At 72.7% G+C, this 20,450-nt stretch carries 17 protein-coding genes; 9 read left to right on the top strand and 8 right to left on the bottom strand.

Features of this window, described 5'->3' with window-relative positions:
• Positions 1–20 precede the first annotated feature (20 nt).
• The 4 genes from LQ222_RS11725 to LQ222_RS11710 form a co-directional block, all read right to left on the bottom strand.
• The gene (locus LQ222_RS11725; protein ID WP_230166589.1) at positions 21–1,403 is read right to left on the bottom strand and encodes an MBOAT family protein; all 1,383 of its coding nucleotides are present in this window, start codon (positions 1,401–1,403) and stop codon (positions 21–23) included.
• 7 nt (positions 1,404–1,410) lie between these two features.
• On the bottom strand, positions 1,411–3,276 hold the full coding sequence (locus tag LQ222_RS11720) for an AsmA family protein (protein WP_230166587.1): 1,866 nt from the start codon (positions 3,274–3,276) through the stop codon (positions 1,411–1,413).
• 112 nt (positions 3,277–3,388) lie between these two features.
• Positions 3,389–4,408 carry a tripartite tricarboxylate transporter substrate binding protein gene (locus LQ222_RS11715; RefSeq protein ID WP_230166585.1) on the bottom strand — a complete coding sequence of 340 codons (1,020 nt, stop codon included), beginning with the start codon at positions 4,406–4,408 and terminating at the stop codon, positions 3,389–3,391.
• A gap of 91 nt (positions 4,409–4,499) precedes the next feature.
• A complete protein-coding gene (locus tag LQ222_RS11710) occupies positions 4,500–7,142 on the bottom strand; it encodes an AMP-binding protein (protein WP_230166584.1) in 2,643 nt (880 codons plus the stop codon).
• Positions 7,143–7,420: 278 nt separating this feature from the next.
• Between LQ222_RS11710 and LQ222_RS11705 the strand changes: the two genes are divergently transcribed.
• From LQ222_RS11705 to LQ222_RS11685, 5 genes are all read left to right on the top strand, one after another.
• Positions 7,421–7,627, top strand: coding sequence for a cold-shock protein (locus LQ222_RS11705; RefSeq protein WP_230166582.1), 207 nt, complete (start codon positions 7,421–7,423; stop codon positions 7,625–7,627).
• A gap of 46 nt (positions 7,628–7,673) precedes the next feature.
• Positions 7,674–7,907, top strand: coding sequence for a hypothetical protein (locus tag LQ222_RS11700; RefSeq protein WP_230166581.1), 234 nt, complete (start codon positions 7,674–7,676; stop codon positions 7,905–7,907).
• A 48-nt stretch (positions 7,908–7,955) separates the two neighbouring features.
• Positions 7,956–8,411, top strand: a complete 456-nt coding sequence (locus LQ222_RS11695; RefSeq protein WP_230166580.1) for a DUF6481 family protein — start codon at positions 7,956–7,958, stop codon at positions 8,409–8,411.
• A 127-nt stretch (positions 8,412–8,538) separates the two neighbouring features.
• Entirely contained in the window at positions 8,539–8,727 is a 189-nt protein-coding gene (locus tag LQ222_RS11690) for a hypothetical protein (protein ID WP_230166579.1), read from the top strand.
• A gap of 70 nt (positions 8,728–8,797) precedes the next feature.
• A complete protein-coding gene (locus LQ222_RS11685) occupies positions 8,798–9,817 on the top strand; it encodes an NADP-dependent oxidoreductase (RefSeq protein WP_230166578.1) in 1,020 nt (339 codons plus the stop codon).
• Positions 9,818–9,943: 126 nt separating this feature from the next.
• Here LQ222_RS11685 and LQ222_RS11680 read toward each other — a convergent pair whose 3' ends face one another.
• On the bottom strand, positions 9,944–11,011 hold the full coding sequence (locus tag LQ222_RS11680) for an LLM class flavin-dependent oxidoreductase (RefSeq protein WP_230166577.1): 1,068 nt from the start codon (positions 11,009–11,011) through the stop codon (positions 9,944–9,946).
• A 120-nt stretch (positions 11,012–11,131) separates the two neighbouring features.
• Between LQ222_RS11680 and LQ222_RS11675 the strand changes: the two genes are divergently transcribed.
• Positions 11,132–12,079 carry a tripartite tricarboxylate transporter substrate binding protein gene (locus tag LQ222_RS11675; RefSeq protein WP_230166576.1) on the top strand — a complete coding sequence of 316 codons (948 nt, stop codon included), beginning with the start codon at positions 11,132–11,134 and terminating at the stop codon, positions 12,077–12,079.
• 30 nt (positions 12,080–12,109) lie between these two features.
• Here LQ222_RS11675 and LQ222_RS11670 read toward each other — a convergent pair whose 3' ends face one another.
• From LQ222_RS11670 to LQ222_RS11660, 3 genes are all read right to left on the bottom strand, one after another.
• On the bottom strand, positions 12,110–13,552 hold the full coding sequence (locus tag LQ222_RS11670) for a DUF2252 domain-containing protein (protein WP_230166574.1): 1,443 nt from the start codon (positions 13,550–13,552) through the stop codon (positions 12,110–12,112).
• 183 nt (positions 13,553–13,735) lie between these two features.
• A complete protein-coding gene (locus tag LQ222_RS11665; protein WP_230166573.1) occupies positions 13,736–14,509 on the bottom strand; it encodes a short-chain dehydrogenase/reductase in 774 nt (257 codons plus the stop codon).
• 225 nt (positions 14,510–14,734) lie between these two features.
• Complete coding sequence (locus LQ222_RS11660; protein WP_230166571.1) at positions 14,735–16,273, bottom strand: acetolactate synthase large subunit; 1,539 nt, start codon at positions 16,271–16,273, stop codon at positions 14,735–14,737.
• Between the two features lie 167 nt (positions 16,274–16,440).
• Between LQ222_RS11660 and LQ222_RS11655 the strand changes: the two genes are divergently transcribed.
• From LQ222_RS11655 to LQ222_RS11645, 3 genes are all read left to right on the top strand, one after another.
• The gene (locus tag LQ222_RS11655) at positions 16,441–16,872 is read left to right on the top strand and encodes a hypothetical protein (protein WP_230166569.1); all 432 of its coding nucleotides are present in this window, start codon (positions 16,441–16,443) and stop codon (positions 16,870–16,872) included.
• A gap of 181 nt (positions 16,873–17,053) precedes the next feature.
• Complete coding sequence (locus LQ222_RS11650; RefSeq protein ID WP_230166567.1) at positions 17,054–19,318, top strand: fused MFS/spermidine synthase; 2,265 nt, start codon at positions 17,054–17,056, stop codon at positions 19,316–19,318.
• 55 nt (positions 19,319–19,373) lie between these two features.
• Positions 19,374–20,312: a hypothetical protein gene (locus LQ222_RS11645; protein ID WP_230166565.1), complete on the top strand. Its 939-nt coding sequence runs from the start codon at positions 19,374–19,376 to the stop codon at positions 20,310–20,312.
• The last annotated feature ends 138 nt before the right edge of the window (positions 20,313–20,450 follow it).

Here is a 20,450-nt window from a genome sequence, read left to right as displayed (position 1 = left end):
GCGCCCAGCGCGCCTGGTCATCAGAACTGGAAGTAGATGAACTCATTCGGGATCCGACCGCCGATCAGCAGCAGCATCAGGAACAGCACCACGCCCGCCGCGGCGCCAAGCGCGGGCACCGCGCGCAGGCGTTCCAGCGCGAAAGCCTGGGAGGTCGGCCCCAGCACGGCCGCCAGGCACCCCGCGACCAGCGCCACTGTCTGCGTGGTGTCCATCACCACCGCCCCGCGCGCCAGCGGCAGGCCGGCCAGGGCCTCGAACATGCGCGCGGCGGAGGGGAAATCCGGCGCGCGGAACAGCACCCAGCCGGCCATCACGAACATCAGCGTCAGCAGCCAGCCCGCCACCCAGGGCAGCCGCAACCCGGTGCGGGTCCATGCCGCATTCACCGCCAGCGCCGCCCCGTGCATCCCGCCCCAGACCACGAAGGTCCAGGCCGCGCCGTGCCACAGCCCTGACAGCAGCATGGTGATGATCACGTTGACCGCCTGGCGCGCCGCCCCGCCCCGGTTTCCGCCGAGCGGGATATACAGGTAGTCCCGCAGGAAGCGCGACAGCGTCATGTGCCAGCGCCGCCAGAACTCGCGGATGGATGCGGCGCGATACGGCGCATCGAAATTCACCGGCAGCCGCAGCCCGAACATCAGCGCGAGGCCCAGCGCCATGTCGGAATAGCCCGAGAAGTCGAAATAGATCTGCAGCGTATAGGCCAGCGTGCCGAGCCACGCATCCGACGCCACCATCGCCTGCCCCGCCGCGACGCGCGCGAAGGCGGCATCCGCCACCGGTGCGAGCGTGTCCGCGATCGCCACCTTCTTCACCAGCCCGATGGTGAACAGCACGAAGCCGCGCGACAGGTTCTCCGCCATCTCCGGCCGGCGCGGGTCGAGCGCGAATTGCCCGATCACCTCGTTGTGGCGCACCAGCGGCCCCGCGACCAATTGCGGGAAGAAGCACACGAACAGGAAGAAGTCCGACAGGCTGTAGGTGCCCGCCTGCCCGCGCTTCAAATCCACCAGGTAGGACACCTTCTGGAACACGTAGAAGGACACGCCCAGCGGCAGGATGATGCTCCAGCTCTCGTGGCGCCCGCCCAGCGCCCAGGCCACGTTGTCGGCGATGAAGTTGGCGTATTTCACCCACCCCAGCACGCCCAGGTTCAGCACGATGCCGGCATCGGCCCACCAGCCGCGCGGGTGCGCGGCATGGCGCCGCGCGATCAGCCAGTTGATCAGCGTCAGGCCCACCAGCACCGGCACGAAGCGCACATCCCAGAAGGCGTAGAAGGCCAGCGACGCGCCCACCACCCACCACTGCCGCAGCACGCGCGTGGGCGCGAAATACCAGCCGGCGAGCGCCAGCGGCAGCAGGCCGAGGATCAGCGCCTGGGAATTGAACAGCATCGGATCGTCAGCGCCCCGGGCCCTGGCCCCTGTAGCACGGGTTGCGCTGCGCGATCGCGCGCAGGTTCGCCGGCAGCGGCGCCATCTCGTTGCGCGCCATCCGATCGCGCGCCGCGCGCGACCAGTCCGCCGGCGCGATCGACGGGTCGTCGAAGGACCCGCGCACCTGCACCGGGATATCCAGGGCGAAGAAATCCGTCGTGTCGGACTGGCTGCCGATGATCAGGTCCAGCGTCTCGCGGTTCAGGTCGAAGGTGGCGATGCCGCTGATCGTGCCGGTGCCCGCCCTGATGCGCAGCGGCGCCGCGCGCCCCACCCCCGCCGTGATGTCCACCGCCGCCAGCAGGCAACTGACCGGCGTGGTCCCGCGCGAGGTGCGGAACAGCGCGCGGATATCGGTCGACGCCATCTCGATCACCTCCCGCGCGATGGTGCCGCCGGACAGCGACACCACGGCCGAGATCCGCGCCTGGCGCGTCACCGCATTGACCGTCGCTGCCTCCCCGCCCGCCGCGATGTCGGCGTTGATCCGCCCCGCGACCGGCAGGGCGCGCAGCCCGAAGGCGCGGCGCAGCGAGTCGATATTGCCTTCGCGCAGCGTGATGTCCGCGCGCACCCGCGCACCGCGCGGCGCCGGCAGCAACTCCGCCGAACCGGCCAGGTGCGCGCCGAAGGCCGTCACCCGCGCCTCGTGCAGCGTCATGCGGCCGGGCGCGACCTCCAGCCGCGCATGCGCCTCGGTGCCGCGCAGCCGCGCATAGGTCAGTTCGCGCGCCGAGGCCTCGATGTCGAAGACCGGGTCGGGCCGCTCCGGCACCACCAGCGGGATATCGGCGTCGCCGCGGCCCTGCGCGCCGTCATCCGGGCCCAGCAGCCGGTTCACGTCCAGATGCGCGAAATCCATCCGCGCCACGATGCGGTCGGGCTGGCCGCGGCCGCCCTCGGCGAGTTCCAGCAGCGGCGCCGTGACCGCCGCGCCATCCAGCGTGCCGGTCGCATCGCGCAGCCGCCACAGGTCGCCCTGGCGCGTGAAATGGCCGGCCAGTTCCACCGGCACGTCCGGCCCGGCAGTCTCGCCCGCGCCGGCCATCGCCAGGATGGCGTGCGGGGTGGACGCGGCGAGGGTCAGCCTGCCGTCCAGCCCGTCGAAATTCAGCGGATCGGTGCCGGTGCCCTCGAACAGCATGGCGGTGTCGCGGGCGGTGGCGCGCAGGTTCATCGGGAAGGGCGTGGCGGCGTCGTGCAACTGGTCGAAGCTGCCCAGCCCGCCTTCCAGCACCACCGGCACCGCGTTGTAGCTGCCCTCCGCCCGCAGCGTGACGCGCGCGGCGGCATCGGCAGCGGTGAAACCGGCGGTCTCTAGCCGCGTCGTCAGCCGCGCCCCGCTGGTGGTGCGGAACACGATCTCGCTGCCGGTCATCCGGAAATCGAGGATGGCGGGCAGGTTGCGCGCCGGCGGGCCGGGCGGCGGCGGGGTCTCGGGGCGCGGCCCGAAATGCCAGTTGGCGCGCCGGTCGGCGGCACGCTCCAGCAGCAGCGTGAAGCCATCGGCATGCAGCCGCCGCACCAGGATGGTCCCGCGCAACAGCGCCACGAGGTCGAGCTCCGCCTCCGCGCCGGCGAGTTCCATCATGGCGGGCGCGCTGCCGCCCTCGATGTTCTCCAGCCGCACGCCGCGCAGGACGACCGCGATGCTGCGCCCGGGCGTGACGCGCAGGCTCTCGATGGTCAGGCCGCGGCCCAGCGCGGCGGTCGCCCGCGACGTCGCGATTCCCGCCAGGTCGATGCGCGGCAGCGCGAAGAACAGCCCCGCCGCCGCCAGCAGCGGCAGCGCCAGAATCACGCCGATGATCACCTTGCCGCGACGGCTCATCCGCCCGTTCTCCCGCCGAGGCCTTCGCACCACAACGCGCGGCGCGCCGTTGCGTTGCCCGGTCCGGGCGGCGACCGCCTGGCGCGCCCATACACCAGCGTGGGGCGGGCCGCTATTCCGCCACCAGGTTCAGCCGGCGGATCAGCGGCGCCCAGCGTTCGCCGTCGCGCACCGCGCGGGCGGCGAAGACCTCGGGCGGGTGGGGGTCGGCCGGGTCGGCGCCGACCCGGGCATAGGCGGCGCGCACGCGCTCGTCGCCCAGCGCTTCCTGCAGGGCGGCGTTAAGCCGCGCCACCACCTCGGGCGGCGTGCGCGCCGGCACCGCCAGGCCGAAATAGGTCGAGGCCTCGAAGCCCGGGATGGTCGCGCTCATGGGCGGCACGCCGGGCCATTCGGCGCGCGGGGCGGGGGTGGTCACGGCGACCGGGCGCACGCTCTCGCTGCGGCGCAGCGCCTCGCCTTCCGGCAACCCCAGGCAGCGCGCCTGCACCCGCCCCGCCATCAGGTCGGTCATGGCGTTGGTGGTCTGGCGATAGGGCACGTGGACCATGTCGAGGTTCAGCCGCGCGCCGACATCCTCCATGATCAGGTGCGTGATGGCGCCCACGCCGGCCGAGGCGAAGTTGAACCTGCCCGGGTTGGCGCGGATCCAGGCCACCACCTCGGTGAAGTCGCGCCCCGGCACCGAATTGTGCACGATCAGCAGGTTCGACGTGGTGCAGAACATGCCCACCGGCGCGAAGTCGCGCGCCGAATCATAGCCCAGGTTGCGGTACAGCAGCGCGTTCAACCCGCTGTTGGTGCCCATGGTCGCAACCAGCATCGTGTAGCCATCGGCCGGCGCACGGGCCACGGATTCGGCCGCCAGGTTGCCGGCCCCGCCGGGCCGGTTGTCGGCCACCACCGGCTGGCCGAGCCGCTGCGCCAATGCCTCGGCCGTGACGCGCGAGACGATGTCGGTCTGCCCGCCCCCGCCATAGGGGATGACCAGGCGGATCGGCCGCTCGGGCCAGGCCGCGCGCGCCAGGCGCGGGGCGGCCAGCAGTGCGGCCGCGCCGCCAAGCATGACGCCACGACGCGAGGCGGTGCCGCCGGCCCCGCTGCGGGGCGCACCGATGCAGGCGATGGTCATGGCGTTCCTCCGTGTTGGGCAGGTTCTTGCCCGGCAGGCTAGAGCAGCCTGGCGGCCCGTGAAACCGGCGCAGGCGACGCGCCGCCCGCCGTCAGGGCGCGGGCGCCATCGCCGCGACCAGCCCGTGCAGCCGGTTCGCCATGTGCTCGGCCCGCAGCCGCGGATCGGGGGCATCGCTGGCCAGCGCAGCCGCCATCACCGGGGCGCCGAAGGCCACGCGCACAGGGTGGCGGCGCGGCAGGCGCGCATCGCGCGGCATCGCCTCGAAGGCGCCGGCGACATGCGCGGGCACCACCGTGACATCCGCCATCCCGTCCAGCACCAGGCCGATGCCGGGCAGGAAGCGCTGCAACTGCCCATCGGGGGAGCGCCAGGATTCCGGGAACCACACCAGCCCGTCGCCGCGCGCCAGGACCGCGCGCGCCATCGCGATGGCCTGGCCGGGCGCGCGTTCCTCCACCGGAAACACCTGGAAGGTGCGCGAGAAGGCGCGGGCCGCGCGGTTCACGAACAACCGCTCCGCCGCGCCCGACCACCACAGCCGCCGGGCCGCGCGGAACGGCAGCGCGGCGGCGACCAGCCCGGGGTCGAGGTCGCTCACATGGTTCGCCACGATCACGAAGGCGCCGCGACGCGGCACGTTCCCGGTGCCGGTCGCGCGCAGGTCGAACATCGCCCGCCCGATGCCGCGCGCCAGCCCCCAACCGGCCGCGCGCATCGGAAACACCAGCGGCGAGGGCGGCGTCGTCGCGGCCGCGACCTCGGCCGCCAGCGCCGCGGGGTCGCGCGTGGGTGGCGCCGGCGCGCCATCGGTCGCGCGCGCCAGCAGGGCGCGGATCGTGCTCATGCCCGCCATCTCCTCGGCGGTCAGGCGCAGCCCGGTGCGGGCCTCGATCTCCATCGCCAGCGACACCCATTCCAGGCTGTCGATGCCGAGGTCGAGCGCCAGCTCCGCCTCCGGCGCCACCGGCTTGCCGGGGTAGCGCGCTTTCAGCAGGTCCCAGACTTCGCGCGCGCCAGGCGTCGCGACCAAGGCCGCATCGGCCTCGTTCAACGGCGCGACGGCGGCGACCGCGCGGCCCGCCAGCAGGTCGTCATGCAGCGCGGGCAGCAGGAAGCGCCGGATCTTGCCCAGCCTTGTGCGCGGCAGCGGGTCGCGCGCCAGCACATAGCCCGCCAGGCGCTGGTACGGCGGCAGGTCCTGCGCCGCGGCGGCCAGCGCGACACGCACCACATCCTCCGGGCGCGCATTGCCCGCGGCCCGCAGCGCCGCGAGATCCGGCACCACCACCGCCACCAGCGCGCCGGCGCGCTCCAGCACCGCGATCTCGGCGATCGCGGGATGCGCGGCATAGGCGGCCTCGACCTCCTCCGGCATCACGTTCTTGCCGCCGCCCAGCACGATCAGTTCCTTGCTGCGCCCGGTCACGTGCAGGAAGCCGTCGGTGTCGAGCCGCCCCAGGTCGCCGGTGCGCAACCAGCCATCGGCGGTGAAGGCGGCGTCATTGGCCGCGGGATCGTCGCGGTAGCCGCCGAAGACATTCGGGCCGTGCAGTTCGATCTCCCCGATGCCGAGCGGATCCGGCGCGGCGATGCGGATGCGCGTGCCCGCGGCGATCGGCCGGCCTTCCGAACCGACACGCTGCGCCGCGGGCGTATTGCCGGTGAACAGGGAGGCGGTCTCGGCCAGGCCGTAGCCGCTGGCGACGCGCCAGCCCAGCGCCTCCAGCATCCAGGTGCTCTCGGCATCGAGCTTGGCGCCGCCCGAGACCATCAGCCGCAGGTCCGGCGCCATCTGCGCGTGGAGCGTGCCGAACAGCCGCCGCCCGACATCGACACCGCCCTTGCGCAGCGCGGTCGCCACTTCCAGCAGCCCGGCGAAGACCAGCCGCGCCGCCCGCCCGCGCGACGCGACGCGCGCCTGCAGCCCCGCCAGCAGCGCCACATACAGCCGCGGCACGCCGATCATGATGGTCGCGCGCCCGCCCTTGAGCGCCTGCACCAGCTGCGGGCCGGTCACCGCCTCGGGCAGGATGATGGTCGCCCCCGCGGCGATCGGCGTCATCAGCCCGACCAGCAGCGGATAGACGTGATGCAGCGGCAACGGCACCAGCATGCGGTCGGCCGCGCCGATCAGCCCCTGCGCCAGCACGCCGTGCAGGTTCGCGGTCAGGTTCGCATGGGTCAGGGCGAACAGCTTCGGCGCGCCGCTGGTGCCGGAGGTCGCGACGATCAGCGCGGCATCGCCGGGCGCGGGCACCGGCAATGGCGCGGGGGCGGCGGCACGCAGCGCATGCCAGCCGCCAGGCGCGCCGGGCTGGTCCACCAGCACCACGCGCAGCCCCTCGCGCGGCGGCAGTTCAGCCGCATGGGCGGCGGAGGCGAAGGCCCATCGGCAGCCGGCGCCGGCAATGATCGCCGCGGCCGCCGCCGTGTCGGTCAGGTCGTCGATCGCCATGGGCAGCGCCCCGGTGGCGCCGATGGCGAGGCGCACCGCGATCCAGTCGGGCGAATTGGGCGCATGCAGCGCGACGGCCTCGCCCGGCGCCATCCCGGCGGCGACCAGGCCGGCCGCCAGCCGGCGCGCATCATCGGCCAGCGCGGCGGCGGCCACGGCACTCGCGGCCTCGCCGCGCATCGACACGATGGCCGGCGCATCGCCGCGCGCGGCCAGCGCGTCGATCAGGCGCAGCGGCGTCCAGTATCCATCGGCGGCACCGGCCGTCATGTCCATGTCCTGCCCTCCGGACCGCAACAACAGCTGAATTTCGGGTCGCGTCGTACCTGAATCCAGGCGAATCGCCGCACACGCATCATTCGGTCACAAATGATTCCTTTCAATTCCGGCGGCGGTGCCCTATGTAGACCCCGTCAGCTTTGTTTGGTCCCGCTGCGCTCTCCCCGCTCATGCACCGTCATCGAGCCCGAGCCCGCCGCCCGCTCCCTACAGATGATTGATCCGGCGCACGGCTTTCGTGCGGCGGCGGCAACACGTTCAGACGGAACTCCTCCATGTCCACCGGCACCATCAAGTGGTTCAACGCGACCAAGGGCTACGGCTTCATCCAGCCCGACGACGGCTCCAAGGACGTCTTCCTGCACATCTCGGACGTCGAGCGTTCGGGCATCGGCACGCCGCAGGAAGGCGACAAGCTCGAATTCGACCTCCAGAAGGGCCAGCAGGGCAAGACCTCGGCCACCAATCTCCGCCGGGCCTGAGCGCCCCGCGGCCCGGCCAGCGCCGGGCCGGCGCACCGCCCCGGCGGTGCCGCCAGCCCAGGCCGCCGGCCGACGCTTCTTCGACACGGTGCGCGCCGCCCCCCGCGGGCGGCGCCACCCCATAAAAAAACGAGACATCACCATTCCGACCCATCACTACGCCGCGCGGCGCACGCCGCGCACGGCCCCGACCACCCCGGCGCCGATCGCCGGCCATCCCGAGCAGGGCGGCCTCAGCGCCGCCGAAATTCGCCGGATCGTCCTCGACATCCTGGGCTGACCCGGCCACACAGACGGCCCCACAACACAGGGACAGCAGAAAGACACGATGCAAGGCCTGAAGCGCGACGACCACAATTCCCGCCGCGAAGCCGCGGAAAAGGCTCGCAAGGCCATGATGGAGCGCTTCCGCGCCCAGCCCGGCCCCGATGACCCCGTGGTCCAGGAGCGCCTGGCCGCCCAGCGCGCCGTGGCCGAGGCCCGCGAGGAGCGTCGCCTCGCCCGCGAGGCCGAGCGCGCCGCCATCGCCAAGGCTGCCGCCGAGGAAGCCGAGCGCCAGGCCATCGCCGAGGCCGCCCGCCAGGCCGAACTGGCCCGCGAAGCTGCCGAACAGGCCAAGCGCGAGGCCGAAGCCGCCCGCGCCGCCGCCGCCGCCGCGATGGAGGCCGAGGAACGCGCCGTCCTGCTCGATGCCGAGAAGAAGGCCCGCGCCCTGGCCCTGGCCGCCGAGCAGAAGGCGCTGCGCGACGCCCGCTACGCCGCCCGCAAGGCACGGCGCAAGTAATCGCCCGACCAGGCGCGCGCCGGCGGCACCACCGCCCGGCGCCGCCCATCCCGCCCGCGGGAAGGGGCCGCCCGCCTTCACTTCTGCAGCCCCGCCCCTGGCCGGGCCGCGCGACAGGAGCCCCAGCATGGCACTTCCCGACACCACCGAACTCGCCACGCCGAAGCCGGAAGCGAACATCGAGGACGACATCGCCTATCTGGCGAAGCGCCACCGCGTTTCGCCGGCGATCGTGCGCGAGATCATCCGCCGCTCCGGCGCCACCGAACGCTCGTCGATCGAGCGCGAGATCGCCAAGGGCAAGGCGCGCCGCTGACCGGCGCGCCCGGCCCCGCCTCGCCGGCGGACCTCGCCCATGGCATCCTCCGGCATCCCCGGAGGACCCCATGGCCGAGACCAACCTGCAGATCCTGCTGAAGCGCCGCCCGGTGGGCGCGCCGGTGCCCGAGGATTTCGACATCGTCGAGACGCCGGTGCCCGAGCCCGCCGAGGGCCAGGTGCTGGTGCGCGCGCGCTTCCTGTCGCTCGACCCCTATATGCGCGGCCGCATGGCGGATGCGAAATCCTATGCCAAGCCGGTCGCCCTCGGCGCCGTGATGGAAGGCCAGACCGCGGGCGAGGTCGTGGCCTCCCGCCACCCCGGCTTCGCGGCGGGCGACATCGTGCTGGGCGGCTATGGGTGGCAACGATTCTCGGTGGTCGGGCCGGAGCGGCTGTTCAAGGTGCCGGCGGCCGATCCGCCGCTATCCGCCAGCCTGGGCGTGCTCGGGATGCCGGGGCTGACCGCCTGGTGCGGCCTCGAGGATATCGGCCAGCCCAAGCCCGGCGAGACGGTGGTGGTCTCGGCCGCCTCCGGCGCGGTCGGGCAGGTGGTCGGGCAGATCGCCAAGATCCGCGGCTGCAAGGTCATCGGCGTCGCCGGTGGTGCCAGGAAATGCGACTTCGTGGTCAAGGAACTGGGTTTCGACGCCTGCCTCGACCACCATGGCGACCTCGACGCGCAGCTCGATGCCGCGGCACCCGAGGGCATCGACGTCTATTGGGAGAATGTCGGCGGCAAGACCCAGGCCGCGGTCTTCCCGCGCTTGCGCGACTTCGGCCGCATGGTGATGTGCGGCATGGTCGCGCAATACAACGAGGCGCCCGGCGCCGACGCGTCCGGCGCGCCGCCCGGGCCCAACCTCGGCCCCGTGGTGCGCAAGCGGTTGCGCATCCAGGGCTTCATCGTGAGCGACACCGGCTGGTCGCGCTACGGCACCTTCCGCGGCGAGATGGAGGGCTGGATCCGCGCGGGGAAGCTGCGCTGGCGCGAGGACGTGGTCGATGGCCTGGCGAAGGCGCCGCGCGCCTTCATCGGCCTGCTGAAGGGCGAGAATTTCGGCAAGCTGGTGGTGCGGGTGGACTGATCAGGGCCGCGCGAGGGCCTCGCCCCCGCGCGCGCCTTTCGGGGGCCTGGCCGCTCTTGTCCGTGCCACGCCGCCGGCGCGACGGGCGACATGACGTTCGTCAGCGCGGATCGCGCTGCGCTGCGGCTACTCGGCCGCCGCGGGCACCGGTGCCGCCGTGAAGCGCGGCGCCACCTTCTCCATGAACAGGCGGATGGAGTTTGCCGCGACCTCCGCCGGCATCGGGCCGAGCCGAAAGGAGCAGATCACCCCACCCACGCCGGTCTGCTCGACCTCGGCCATGCGCGCTGCGACGGTTGCGGGCGAACCCGCGATCAGCGCGAGGTCGGGATTCACGCGCGCCGGCGGCACCGTCTCCTTCTTCATGATGATGCCCTGTTCGGCGTAGATGCGTTCGCGCAGCTTCTTGCGGTGCTCCTGCATCGCCTCGAAGGCCGGGATGCCGATGCGGCGGGCTTCGTCGTCGGTCTCGGCGACCACCACGTTCCGCCACACCCAGGATTCATCCATGCAGCGCGCGACATGCGCGGCGTCGAAACCCGCCTCGACCATCGTGGCGCGATAGGAAGCGAGGCGCTTCGCCGTGGTCTCGAGCGACTGCACGTTCATCAGGAAGGGCAGGCCGCGGCGCGCGAGATGCAGTGCGCCATCCTCCGACGACGCGGCGCGGATCAGGTACGGGTGCGGCCTGGTGTAGGGCGTGGGGCGCAGGCGCGGGACATTCAGCGTCCAGTGCTTGCCCTCGTGCCGGAAGCCCTGCGGGCTGGTCCAGGCCTTGAGCATGATGCCCTCGGCTTCCTCGTAGCGTTCGGCCGCTTCCTCGTGCGGGATGCCGTAGCCCTGGTATTCATACACGTTGTAGGCGGTGCCGCGGCCCAGGCCGACGATCACGCGCCCCTTGCCCAGGTTGTCGAGCAGCGACATCTGCTCCGCGAGCCGCATCGGGTGGTGCAGCGAAACCTGCGCCACCGCGAAGCCGACCTTGATGCGCTTGGTCGCCGCCAGGATGGCGGCGGCGAAGGTGACCGGATCGACATAGGCGCAGTTGCCGTCGAAATGGTGTTCGGCCAGCCAGAGCACTTCCACGCCGAGCTCGTCGCACAGCTTCGCTTCCGCCACGCAATCGGCGATGACATCGGCGTCGCGGTCGGGGTCGCGGCTTTCGGGAAACAGGAAATTGCTGAATCGCAGCATCCGGCATGCTCCGCGATGGATCGGGCAAGCCTAGCCGAACGGCGCGGTCGTGCAACGGCCTTGCGCGCTGCGCCACGGGCGGGGCACCGTTGCGCGGCAATGGCCCGGGAGACACCGCAGGTGACGACGCGTCGCATCCTGATCGGCGGGGCGCTTGCGCTGCCGGCCCTCGTTGCACAGGCCCAGGAAAGGCCCATTCAGATCTACGTCGGCTTCGCGCCAGGCGGCAACATCGACCTCGCCGCGCGCATGGCGGCCCCGTTCCTCGAAAGGCACCTGGGCGGCGCGCAGATCATCGTGGTGAACAAGCCCGGCGCCGGCGGGATGCTGATGCTGAACGATGTCGCGGCCGCCGCGCCGGACGGGCGGCATGTCGCGCTGGTGTCCTTCCCCGCGCTGGTGACGGCGCTCTACGACAACACCCCGCGCTACCGCGTGGACAGCTTCGCCTATGTCGGGCTGCTGACCGACGAGCCCTATACGGTCTTCGTCGGCACCGACACGCCGTACCGCAGCCTGCGCGACCTGGTCGAGGCGGCGCGCGCGCAGCCCGAGGCGATCAACATCGCCGGCGCGGGCGTGGGCAGCGCGCCGCACCTCGCGCTGATGGCGATCGAACGCGCCGCCGGCGTGCGCTTCACCTGGGTGCCGACGCAGGGCGCCGGCCAGGCGATGCAGCTGGTCCAGGGCGGGCATGTGGCCGGGTCGATCTCGACCGTCAGCCTGACGGTGCGCGCGCACATCCAGGGCACGCTGCGCGTGGTGGCCATCATGGAGCGCGAGCGCTGGGACAGGGCGCCGGACCTGCCCACGGGCGTCGAGCAGGGCGTGGACGTGCTGGTGGGTTCGGCGCGCGGCTTCGCGCTGCCGGCCGCCACCCCCGCGCCGATCCTCGCACGCTGGGAGGAAGCGGTGCGCCGCACCGCGAACGACCCGGATTTCCGCGCGCTGGCGGAACGCGACTTCCTGATCGTGCGGCACATGGACCGGCCCACCATGACACGCTTCGTGGAGGACCAGGCGCGCGCCTATGGCGAGCTCTGGCGCACCAGCCCCTGGCGGCGATGACCGGCGGGGCCGCGCCGCCCGGCCGGCGCGTCAGGCATCCGTGGTGACGGCCACGCTGCCCTTGCGCACAGCCGCCTTCAGCGCGGCGTGGTCGCGTTCGGCCTGGTCGGCATAGGCCAGCGCGAAATCGCCCATCGCCTCGTCGAACTGGTCGCCGCTGCCCAGGTACCCGGCGATGCCCGCGACCTCGGCGCTGCGCGCATGCGCGCGGGCGAGCGACCAGCCGCACAGCTTGCCGTAGGTCTCCATCATCGCATCGTCGAAGGTCTCCACCAGCGGCTTGATCTTCGCGTCGCGCAGCTGGCGGAAGTAGAACTGGCGGCCATTGGGCGCCGTCACCCAGCCGAGGAACAGGTCGGAGGCCGGCTGCATCAGCCGCTGCCCCATCACCACCCGCTGCCCGTGATGCGCATAGGCGCTCGCACCCGCATGGGGTTCGAGCACCGAGGGCACCGCTTCCTTCACCTGCAGGAACAGCGGTTCGTTGGCGGCGGACATCATCAGCACGATCCAGCACCGCCGCCCCACGCTGCCGACGCCCACGACCTTGATCGCGGCATCCACGATCCGGTAGCGATCGAGCAGCACGCGGCGGTCGTCGCTCAGCGTTGCCCGATAGGCGGCGAAGACCTGGTCCAGCGTGTCGTTGAATTCCGGCGTCCGGGCGATGTCGGGGTGGAATATCAGCGGCGGCGCGTCGCGGATGGTGGTGCGCCCGCCGACCACGCCAGCCAGGCGCGGGAAATCGTATTCGGAACTGCTGCCGTCCATCGCCTTGGCGACGCGCGCGCGCAGCCGGTCCGCGACCTCCGGCGGCGCGGCCTCCGCCACGTCCTCGGCGGTGATGCGCGCGTACCAGACATCGAGCGGCTGCATCCCCGCGAAGTCGCGCAGCCGCTTGCGGTAGCTGCGCGACGCAGCGACCGCGGCAGCCCGCCCGTCCTTGTCCGACAGGCCGTTCGCACGCGCCGCCAGCACCATGGACGCGACCAGGCGCTTCACATCCCATTCCCAGGGCGCGGGCAGCGTCTCGTCGAAATCATTGATGTCGAACAGCACGTTGCGCTCGGGCGAGGCGAAGCCGCCGAAATTCATCAGGTGGCAGTCGCCGCAGGCCTGCACGCGCAGACCGGTGCTGGGCGACTTCGCGAGGTCGCTCGCCATGATCGCGGCGGAACCGCGATAGAAGGCGAAGGGCGATTGCAGCATGCGGCCGTAGCGGATGGGCACCAGCTCGGGCAGGCGGTCGGGGTCGGATTGCTGCAGCAGGGCGATGGGGTCCGGCCGGTCGGCCGGGCGCTTCCAGGGTGCCTGCGACGATCGCGGCACGGCGTCGCGCAGGGCCTTGCCCGCCGCGAATCGCTCGTCGAGCGATGCGCCATGAACGGCGGTGGCCTTGGGCGGGGGTGCCGCAGGTGCGGCGACTGCCGGCGCGCCGTGCCGCGACGGCCGGGCCTTGGCGGATTTCTGCATCGGCGTTGCTCCCGGTCCGGCTGCCCTGGCGCGCCCGGCGATCGTCACCGCGGCGCGACGGGACGGGCCAGCGCCGAACCCACGATGCAGCAGCCTGGCGCCGACAGCGGGCATCCGCCTTGACGCAGATCAAGCGGCCGGGCGGGCCGCGGTCGACGCGGGCGGCCCGGCGCGCGCCCGTCGTCAGGCGCGGAACATCCCCCCGCCATCGACATCGACCACCGTGCCGTTCACGTAGTGCCCGCGCGGCGAGGCCAGGAACACCGCGAGGTCGGCGATCTCGCTGGCCTCGATCGGGCGGCCGAAGGGCAGGCCGGTGAGCGTCTCGGCCCAGCGTTCCTCGTCGCCGAGCTGGTTCTTCGCATGGGTGCGCGCCTGGGTGAGCATGCGGTCGGTCTTGGTGACGGCCGGGTTGATGCCGACCACCTTGACGCCGCTGGCCTGCGCCGCCGCGCCGATCGCACTGGTGAAGGCGATCAGCGCCGCATTGCCCGCGCCGCCGGCGATGTAGCCGGCGCGCGGCGCGCGCCCCGCCATGCCGATGATGTTGACGATGGCGCCGGCGCGGCGCGCCTCCATCGTCGGCAGGAACAGCTGGCACATGTGGATGTAGCCGAAGACCTTGAGGTCCCAGGCCTGCTTCCAGCGCGCCATCGAGATGTCGGCCAGCCGCCCGGCCGGGATGGCGCCGGCGTTGTTCACCAGGATGTCGATGCTGCCATGCGTGGCGTGCAGGCGCTCGCGCTCGGCATCCTGCGAGAGGTCGGCGGCGAAGGTCTCGACGCGCACCTGGCGTTGTGCGCGCACCTTGTCGGCAGCGGTGGCGAGTGCCGCGGCATCGCGCGATGCCAGCACCACGTCGCAGCCCTCGGCGGCAAAGGCCTCGGCGCAGGCCAGGCCGATGCCCTTCGATCCGCCGGTGACCAGCACCCGCTTGCCCTGAAGCTGCATGTCCATGGCGCGTCTTCTCCCCTGACCAGAACGAGCGCAGGTCCAGGCCCTGCGCGATCCAAACCACCCCTGACCCACCGCGCCACCCAGCGGCCCGATGCCCTGCATCGGGCCGGGAGCGCACAGCGCGACCGCGCCCAGACCATCAGCCGCGCCGGGCGCGCCAGTGCGTGGCGCGAAGGCAAGCCGGCCGGACGGCCGGCGCCCGCCGTCTGAGGGTCAAACAAAAACTCAGATCACCAACTCGATCAGGAACGGCCCCGGCCGCGCGAAGGACTGCGCCATCAGGTCCGCCACCTGGTCGAGCGTGGTGGCCTGCGCCGCCTCGACGCCCATCGCCTCGGCCATCTTGACCCAGCCGATGTCGGGATTGCCCAGGTCCAGCATGTTCATCGCCGTGGGCCCCGGATTGGCGCCGACGTTCTGATATTCGCCGAGCAGGATCTGGTACTTGCGGTTGGACAGGATGACGGTCGTCACCGGAAGCTTCTCGCGTGCCTGGGTCCACAGCGCCTGCACCGTGTACATCGCCGACCCGTCGGCCTGCAGGTTGATCACCCGCCGCCCACCGCCGCCGATCGCCGCACCCGTCGCCAGCGGCAGCCCGCAGCCGATCGCCCCGCCGGTGATCTGCAGCCAGTCATGCTTCGGGGCGGCCACCGTCTCGGGGAAGAAGCCGCGGCCGTAGGAGACGCTCTCATCGGCGATGATCGCATCCTCGGGCATCAGCGCGGCCACGGTGCGCGCCAGGCCCTCGGGGCTCGGTGCGCCGCGCGCGCGCTCGGGGCGGCGGCCGACATCGGGCATCGGGATGGCCGGCGCGTTCAGCTCGGCGCACAGCGCGGCCAGCGCCGCCTCGGCATCCTGTTCGTAGCGCGTCAGCACATGCAGCTCGGCCTTCGCCGGATAGTGCAACGAGGGCTTGCCGGGATAGGCGAAGAAGCCGACCGGCCCGCGCGCATTCACCAGGATGATGTGCTCGACCCATTCCAACGCCTTGATCGCGACATCGGCCGGATAGGGCACGCGCTCCAGCGGCAGGCGCCCCTGGCCGCGCTGGGTGCGGCCGTTCGACCCCTCCGCCAGCAGCTTCGCGCCGGTCGCCTGCGCGGCGCGCCAGGCATAGGCCTGCGCGCCCTCGCGCAGCGCCTTGCCGCCCAGCAGGATCAGCACGTTCTTCTTCTCGCGCAGGATGCGCGCGGCATTGCGGATGGCCAGCGGATCGGCCGCCTGCGGCTGCGGCACGGGCAGCGGCTGCGCCACCACGCCGCCGTCGTCCCAGCAGGTGTCCGACGGCAGGATGAGCGTCGCGATCTGCCCGGGCGAGGTGCGCGCCGCCTGCACTGCGGCCGCCGCATCGGCACCCACCTCGGTCGCCTTGGTCGAGGTCCGCATCCACTGCGACACGCCGCGCGCCCAGCCCTCGGTATCCGCGGTCAGGGGGGCATCGAAGGGACGGTGGTATGTCGCCTGGTCGCCCACGCAATTCACGATGCCCGACCGCGCGCGCCGCGCGTTGTGCAGGTTCGACAGGCCGTTCGCCAGGCCCGGGCCGCAATGCAGCAGCGTCGCGGCCGGCGTCTCGGTCATGCGCCAATAGCCGTCGGCCATGCCGGTGACGACGTTCTCCTGCAGGCCGAGCACGCACTTCATGCCCGGGATGCGGTCGAGTGCGGCGACGAAATGCATCTCGCTCGTGCCGGGGTTGGCGAAGCAGACCTCCACGCCACACCCAAGAAGTGTATGCACCAGGCTCTCGGCACCGTTCACCGCGTCTCTCCCGACAATGGATGGCACAAACTGCGCGGGACGGGCCGCGCGGGCAAGGTCGGCCCGGCGCACGCCATTGCCGCCGCGCCGGGCATCCCGCATCGTGTCCGGCACCGCAAGGAAGACACACCGATGCACCGCAGCCGCGGCACTGCCGTCCCGCCGCCATGACCCTGCTACGCGCGGCGCTGGTCGGCTTCGCCGCCGGCGTGCTGTCGGTGCTGGTGTTCCACCAAGGCACCGTGGCGCTGCTGCATGCGGCGGGGCTGGTGGCGAACCCGCCCTTCCGCCTGAACCCGGTGCCGCCGCTCGGCGTGCCGCAACTGGCCTCGATGGCGTTCTGGGGCGGGGTCTGGGGCAGCGGCCTCGGCCTGTTCCTGGCCTCGACCCGCCGCCGCTGGCCGCCGCTGCTGGCGGGGCTGCTGATGGGGATCTGCTGCTCGCTGGTGGGCTTCACCGTGGTGGCGGCGCTGCGCGAGCAACCGCTGATGGCCGGCTTCGATACCGGCCGCTGGTGGCGCAGCCTGGTCATCAACGGCGCCTTCGGCTGGGGCACCGGACTGCTGCTGCTGGCGGCGCGGCGGGGCCTGCGCGGCTGAGGGCCGCCCTGGCCTTCGCCCTGCGGCGACCTCCGGCCCCCTCGCCGGCCCACGCCGCCACGGACGGGCCGCCGCCGACGTCACGGCACATGACCTTGCCGCAATTCGGCCGCCATGCTTCTCAGAATAGTGATCGGGCAGCCAGGGGGGCGGCACCAACGACAAGGGGGACATCGCAATGATGTCGCGTCTCGCCGTCGCGTTCTTCGCGACGGGGTTTGCCGCACTGCTGTGCCAGATCGTGTGGCAGCGCATGCTGGGAATCTTCGCCGGCTCCGACACGATTTCCGCCGCGCTGGTGGTGGGTGCCTTCCTGGCCGGGCTCGGCTTGGGGTCGATCATCGGCGCCAAGGTCGCCGACCGGCTGTCCCCCGCGCGCGCGCTGGCAGGCTTCGCGCTGGCCGAGATCGGCGTCGGCGTCTTCGCCCTGCTGTCCAAGCCCTTCCTGTACGATTGGCTCGCCACCGACATGGCCGGGGTGGTCGATGCGGCGCCGGCGATCTTCGCCCTGTGCTTCGCCGGCCTGGTGCTGCCGACCACGCTGATGGGCGCATCGCTGCCGCTGCTGGCGCGCGCGGTCGCGACCTCGCGCGGGGACATCGCCGAACGCATCGGCACGCTGTACGGGCTCAATACGCTGGGCGCGGGGCTCGGCGCCCTGCTCGGCGGCTGGCTGCTGGTCGGGCATCTGGGCTTCGTCACCGCGCTGTGGCTGGCGGCAGGGCTGGAATTCTTCGCCGCCGCGCTGTCCCTCACGCTGCTGCGCCGGCTGCGCGAGGCCCCTGCGCCGGTCGCCTCGGCGCGCGATGCGGCCGATGACGGGCGGTATGGCGGGCTGCCGCTGTGGTGCCTGCTGGTGTTCCTGTCGGGCTACGTGATCGTCGCGCTTGAGATCGTCTGGGTCCGCATGATGGGCCAAGTGGGGCAGTACCATGCCTACCTGTTCCCGACCGTGCTCGGCATCTTCCTGCTGGCGGACGGGGCGGGCATGGCGCTGGCCTCGCGGATGCTGCGGCGGATCGAGGATCCGCGACCGGCCTTCTTCATCACGCAATCGGCCGGCTTCGTGCTCGCCACCGTGCTGCTGCTGGCGCTGTGGGTCGCGCTGCCGCATTGGCCGCTGGCCGGCTGGCTGTCGGTCGACCACAACCGCATGCATGGCGGGTCGCTGGTCGCGGCGATCGGGCTGACCGTGCTGGTGGTCGCGCCGCCTTCCTTCCTGATCGGCATGACCTTTCCCTTCGTGCAGCGCGCGGTGCAGCGCGACCTCAGCAGCGTGGGCGCGCGCGTGGGCTGGGTGCAGCTGGCCAACATCGCCGGCAATGCGGCCGGGTCGATCCTGACCGGGCTGGTGACCTTCCACCTGCTGGGCACGGCGGGCACGCTCAAGCTGCTGGCGGTGCTGTCGCTGCTGCTGGTGGGCTTCTGGCTGTGGCGCGCGGGGGTGGTGCAGCGGCCGCTGGAAGCCGGCCTGGCGGTAGCCTGCGGCGTGCTGTTCTTCGTGCTGCCGGGCAATGCCGCCTTCTGGACGCGGCTGCACCATGAACGCTCCGGCCAGGTCGCCGCCTGGGCCGAGGACCGGTCCGGCGTGGCGTATTTCCGCGACGACCGCCCGGGCGACAACCGCGCCGACGGCCCCTTCTTCATCCAGGGCTTCAGCCAGGGGCGCATTCCCTTCCTGCCGATCCACCAGTTCCTGGGTGCCGTGGGCCCGCTGATCCACCCGAACCCGCGCGAGGTGCTGGTGATCGGCGTGGGGTCGGGCGGCACGCCCTGGGCGGCCGGGGTGCGGCCGGACTCCCGCGTGCGCGCGATCGAGCTGGTGGGCCCCGTGCTGACCGCGCTCGAGGAAGTCGGCCGCCGCCACCCCGGCAGCCCGATGGCGCAGATGTTCCAGGACCCCCGCTGGACCCTGGAATACGGCGACGGCCGCCGGACCCTGGCCAAGGAGGACCGCCGCTACGACATCATCGAGGCCGACGCCATCCTGCCCGAGGCGTCGCATTCCGGGCTGCTCTACAGCGCGGAGTTCCTGGAGCAGGTGCGCGAACGCCTGGCCCCGGGCGGCATCTACGTGCAATGGGCGCCGTCGCAGCGCGCTGCCGAGACCTTCGCCACGGTCTTCCCCCACGCCATCCTGCTGATGCCGGTGGCGGTGCTGATCGGGTCGAACGACCCCATCCCCTTCGATCCCGAGCGGCTGGAGGCGGCGCTGGCAGCGCCCGCCACGGTCGAGCACCTGCGCCGCGGCAACCCCGCCTTCAGCGACTGGAGTGCGCTGTTCGCCGCCCCGTCGATCGCCTGGACCCCCGGCATGCCGCGCCGCGAACCGCCATTGACCGACATCTTCCCGCGCGACGAATTCTACATGAACAACCCGGTCACCACGACTGACGTGTACGCGCGGCGCATCACGCCGGCGATGGCGCGGGGCCCGCGGCCGTAGCGCTGACGCTTCCTTCATCCTTCCCCGCTTTGTTGGGCGGCGAAGGAGGCCATGCATGTCCCGCCAGAGCGCCGGCAGCGACCAGGGTGCGATTCCCTGGGCGCCGCAGGGCGGGTTGATCCGGCGCACCATCGAGACCGGCGCACGGCTGCTGGGGGTTGGCGCGCCCGCGCCGCCGCCCCCGGGCGGGACGCCGCTGCCTGGTCCACAAGCCGCGCCTGACCCGACCCAGCCCGATCCGCCGCCGCCGCCGCGCCCGTGCCATCGCCGTGCCTGGGGCGACCGGCTCTGGGGCGAAGGCATGGTCCTGCCGGGCGGCGCGCCCGAGATCCTGCGCCTGGCGGCACTGCTGCCGCTCTCGGCCGAGACGACCCTGCTGCTGGCCGGCAATGGCGCCACGGCGGCCGGCGCGGTGGTGGCCGGCGCGCGCGGCAGCTTCGTCGCGGCCTTCGACCAGGGCGGCGCGCCACCACCCCGCCCCGGCGCGCGCAACCGCGTCACCGCCGAAGCCCTGGACCCCGAGGCGCCGGCCTTCCGCGCCCGCTACCACCACCATGCGCTGCTGCTGGAACCGCTGCGCGCCGGCGGGTCGCCCGACGCGCTGCTGGCCGCCGCCGCCGCCGGACTGCGCCCGGGCGGCCAGATGGTGATGCTGGACCTGGTGGCGCGCGGGGAGCGCGCCGGCGCGGTCGAGGCGCGCTGGCTGGCCGCCGAGCGGCGCCACGGACCACCCGCCGAGGACGCCCTGCCCACCGCCCTGCGGCGCGCGGGATTCGACGTCCATGTCGTCGAGGATGCCGGGCGCCGCCATGCCGAGGCGGTGATGGCGGGCTGGCAGGCCCTGCTGCAGGCCCTGGGCGTACAGCCGGCGCGGCCGTCGGCGGCCGAGGCGGCGGATCTGGTGTTCGAGGCGGAGGCCTGGCTGCTCCGGCTGCGGCTGCTCCAGGACGGGCGGCTGAGGCTGCTGCGCTGGCACGCGAGTCTCGCGCGGTAACGCGCGGTGGGCTGAAGCGCGCGGTCACGCGCGGTGGGCAGAAGCGCGCGGTCACGCGCGGCAGTCAGCAGCGCGCGGTCACGCGCGGTGGGCGCAAGCGCGCACTGACACGCCCAAGGCACGCGCAGGCGGCAACGA

The organism is Roseomonas sp. CECT 9278 (assembly GCF_918698155.1).
In the GTDB taxonomy this organism is placed as follows: domain Bacteria; phylum Pseudomonadota; class Alphaproteobacteria; order Acetobacterales; family Acetobacteraceae; genus Neoroseomonas.
This window is presented reverse-complemented; position numbering and strand designations above follow the sequence as displayed.